Source organism: Bifidobacterium sp. POST2/T3 (B1), assembly GCF_058197115.1.
Genome location: NZ_JBVPQK010000251.1, coordinates 1 through 3830 on the forward strand (window position 1 = coordinate 1; position 3830 = coordinate 3830).

The following is a 3830-nucleotide window of genomic DNA, read 5'->3' on the forward strand; positions in this document are numbered from 1 at the left end:
TGGGAATCGAACCCACAAGCCGGTGAAGGCGGCGGATTTTAAGTCCGATGCGTATACCATTTCGCCACCGGGGCCATGACCCATAACGCCTTAGTATATCATTCGCGCAGGAGGGTCCGACCGTAGTCCAGGACCAGGCCGTCCAGGAGACCATGCTCGCTGGCCACATAGGTTCCCGAAGCCAACGCACTCGGGCTGGCCTGGCCCAGACGCTCCAACAGGCGACTCCAGATCAGGGCGCCGCCGCCAATCACATCCACACGCCCAGGATGGATGGCCTTGAGCTCCCTACGCTCCTGCCGGCTCATGTTCAGCACCCGGTCGTCAACCCGGCAGGCCGCATCAACCGAAATGGACTGACCATCGACGGCATGGCGGTTGTAGACCTCGCATCCCAGGGCCAAGGCGCTCATGGTGGTGACCGTGCCGGAGACTCCGATCACACTGCCTACTCCGGCTACAGGGACCTGGTCGAAGGCCCGGTCGATCCAGCTGTCAACATCCTCAAGCGCCTGGTCAATCTGCTCCTGGCTGGGAGGATCGTTCAGCAGATGGCGCTCAGTCATCCGCACGGAGCCGATGTTCATGGAGTAGGAGGCCCTGACATGGTCAACAAGCAAATCGCTCCCATCCCCGCCCAGGACCAGCTCGGTGGAGCCACCACCCAGGTCGACCACCAGGTATGGCGCAGGGGGCATGTCGGTGCCGCCTCGCTGCTCCAGCACGCTGACCGCTCCCAGAAAGCTCAGCGAGGCCTCCTGGGAGCCACTGATGACCTCGGGCGTGACCCCTAGGATGGAGTGCACCCCCGCCTCGAATTTTTCTCGGTTGTCGGCATCCCTGGTGGCTGAGGTGGCCACAAAGCGCAGGCCATCTACCGGGTGCTCATGCAGCTGCTGGGCGAAGAGCCGACAGGCCTCAAAGGCGCGCTCCAGAGCTTGGTCGGAGAAGCAGTGATTGCGGTCCACGCCCTCCCCCAACCGGATAACGCGCATCAGCCTGGGAGCCACCGGATGGAGCCCCTGCCGGTCCACCTCGGCAATCAGCAGACGTATGGAGTTAGTGCCGCAATCCACACCCGCCACCGTTACCTGATCCATAAAACCCCCTTCATCGGTTCTCTTCCGGGTATGACTCAGTCCAAGGCCGAACGCACCTGCAGACCTGGGGATCGAATACTTGACGCACCAAACCAAGAGCACGGTCGCCCAAAGGATTAACCCCAGGGCCCATAACCAGAGACTGAGCGGTCAGAGCATGCAGGCACTTGACCCGCTTGGGCATGCCCCCCGCCGAGATTCCGGCGATGTGCCCTTCGTCGTCGCCCAGCTGATGGGCCAAGGCAGACCGGAAGGCCAGGTAGAGCTCATGGGCCCTGCGATAAGCACTGGCCAGATCCGGATCGGAACCAAGTTCGGCATTCCAGTCGGTCATGATACCGTTAGCTTCCAACCGGGAGACGGCCTTGACGGCCTCGGGGCTGGTCAGATAGCACGTGGTCGGAAAAGGCGTGCCGTCCTCCAGCTGCGGCCGGGTGACCACGGCCAGGGGGTTGCCGCAGACACAGCGAGCGCCCACGGCCACCATACCCCGCGGATAGCGACCCAGCTGGTGGTTCACGACGTCTATCTGTTCCGGCGTGGCCGGAGTCGCCAGAAGCTCCTGGACCCGATCCCTGACCGCCGCCAGTTCCCGGTCGCCAATCAGGACAAAGGCTTCGACCTTATTCTGCCCAATCTCGGACTCGACCCTGGCCTTGTCTACGACTTGAGATCCCACTGCTGCCTGGGGCCTTCCCTGGGCCTTGTTCACGCTGTCCTCATCTTTCTGATTGTGCATTGCTGCAAAGTTCATAGCCTGTTGAAGCGGCGAAATCCGAGCCTTCGAAGTTCACTGCGCTCCCCCGCCCCCAGATGGAGTGGAGCCATCAGAGCCACCCGGACTACTTGAACCAGACGGACTGGCAGAGCCGTTCGGACTGGCTCCGTCGCCAGGATGCTGACCTGTGCTCCCCTTGCTTCTATCGGCAGTAGGATCCTGGTCCGCCTTGGCGAAGGAGTAAGCCATCTCCTGATACCAGGGCAGGGAGTTCTTCCTGGGGGCCCGGACCCCCTTGCTTCCAGCCTGGTCTTTGTCCTTGCTGCCCGTGACCGCCTCCGGGTGCAGGACCCGGATAGCCTCCTCGTCGGGGAAAATGAATCCCAGCCGATCCCGGGCCTGGGCGGTTACATAGGCCTTGTCATCCCAACGCCGGATCTGGTTCTCCAGGTCACGCTTGTGTTCGACAAGCTGGGCCTGCTGATTGCGCAGGCCGTTGAGTTCGGAAAGATTAATGGCGTAGGCGTGGAAGGTGGAGACCAGTTGAATTAGCCCCAGAGCCACGATGATGACAGCCACAAAGAAGGTGATGGGTCCCGACGACCGCCTGCTTGTCCGCCGGTTGGCGCCGTCACGTTTGTTCTTGGCCATACCCATAAAAATACCCGCGGCAGCCGACGCGGACCGCCACGGGTGAAAGACTTCACGGTTGGTTCGAAACCTGCAAAGGATCCGGCCCGACCGACAAAGCCTTACTTGGTGTACTTCTTGCAGGCCTTGAAGGCGCTGTAGCCGGCATACTCGGCGGTGGAGCCCAGCTCCTCCTCGATCTCCAGCAGCCGGTTGTACTTGGCGATGCGCTCGCCACGGGCCGGAGCACCGGTCTTGATCTGGCGGGTGTTCTTGGCCACGGCCAGATCGGCGATTGTGGTGTCGGAGGTCTCGCCGGAACGGTGGGAAACCATGGAGGTGAACCCGTTGGCAGTGGCCAGCTCGATGGCGTCCAGGGTCTCGGTCACGGTGCCGATCTGGTTAAGCTTGACCAGCAGGGAGTTGGCGGCCTTCAGGTCGATGCCCTTCTGCAGCCTCTTGGGATTGGTCACCAGCAGGTCGTCGCCCACAAACTGCAGACGGTCACCCATTGCAGCGGTAATCTTCTGCCAGGCGCCCCAGTCCTCCTCAGCGAAAGGATCCTCGATGGAGACCAGCGGATACTTCTCGACCAGGCCTTGGTAGTAGTCCAGCATGTAGTCCGCGTCGCGGTCCTCGCCGTCGAAGTGGTACTTGTCGGTGTCCTTGTTGTAGAACTCCGAGGATGCCACGTCCAGGCAGAGGCCGATCTGCTTGCCAGGCTCGTAGCCGGCAGCCTGAATGGCGTCGACGATGTACTTCAAGGAGTCCTCGTTGGACTTCATCTTGGGGGCAAAGCCGCCCTCATCGCCCAGGCCGGTCTCGTGGCCATCCTTCTTCAGGATGCCCTTGAGGGTGTGGTAGACTTCAACGCCGGCGCGCAGGGCCTCCCGGTAGGAGTCGAAGCCGTAGGGGGAGATCATGTACTCCTGGATGTCGGTGGCGAAGTCAGCGTGGGCGCCGCCGTTCATGATGTTCATGTTGGGCACGGGCAGGATGTGGCCGTTGGTGCCACCCAGGTAACGGTAGAGAGGCAGCTCGGCGGACTCGGCAGCCGCATAAAGCGCAGCCAGGGAGACACCCAGAATGGCGTTGGCGCCAAGCTTGCCCTTGTTGGGGGTGCCGTCCAGATCAATCATGGTCTCGTCCAGGGCGCGCTGATCAGTGGCGTCCATGCCGATGACGTTAGGAGCGATGGTCTCATTGACCGCCTTGACGGCGTCCAGCACACCCTTGCCCTGATAGCGCTTCTTGTCGCCATCCCTACGTTCCCAGGCCTCGGCCTCGCCGGTGGAAGCACCGGAGGGAACCAGACCACGCCCCTCGGCGCCGTCCTCAGTCTGCAGAACGACCTCGACGGTCGGGTTGCCACGGGAATCAAG

4 protein-coding genes are annotated in these 3830 nt (G+C 62.2%); all 4 read right to left on the reverse strand.

Features of this window, described 5'->3' with window-relative positions:
• Positions 1-98 precede the first annotated feature (98 nt).
• Entirely contained in the window at positions 99-1100 is a 1002-nt protein-coding gene (locus AC0AP0_RS09965) for a Ppx/GppA phosphatase family protein (protein WP_198229198.1), read from the reverse strand.
• A 10-nt stretch (positions 1101-1110) separates the two neighbouring features.
• Positions 1111-1839, reverse strand: a complete 729-nt coding sequence (locus AC0AP0_RS09970) for a DUF501 domain-containing protein (RefSeq protein WP_490430352.1) — start codon at positions 1837-1839, stop codon at positions 1111-1113.
• Positions 1840-1890: 51 nt separating this feature from the next.
• A complete protein-coding gene (locus AC0AP0_RS09975; RefSeq protein WP_490430353.1) occupies positions 1891-2469 on the reverse strand; it encodes an FtsB family cell division protein in 579 nt (192 codons plus the stop codon).
• 101 nt (positions 2470-2570) lie between these two features.
• A partial coding sequence (eno, locus tag AC0AP0_RS09980; protein ID WP_490430354.1) for a phosphopyruvate hydratase occupies positions 2571-3830 on the reverse strand: 1260 nt, incomplete at its 5' end.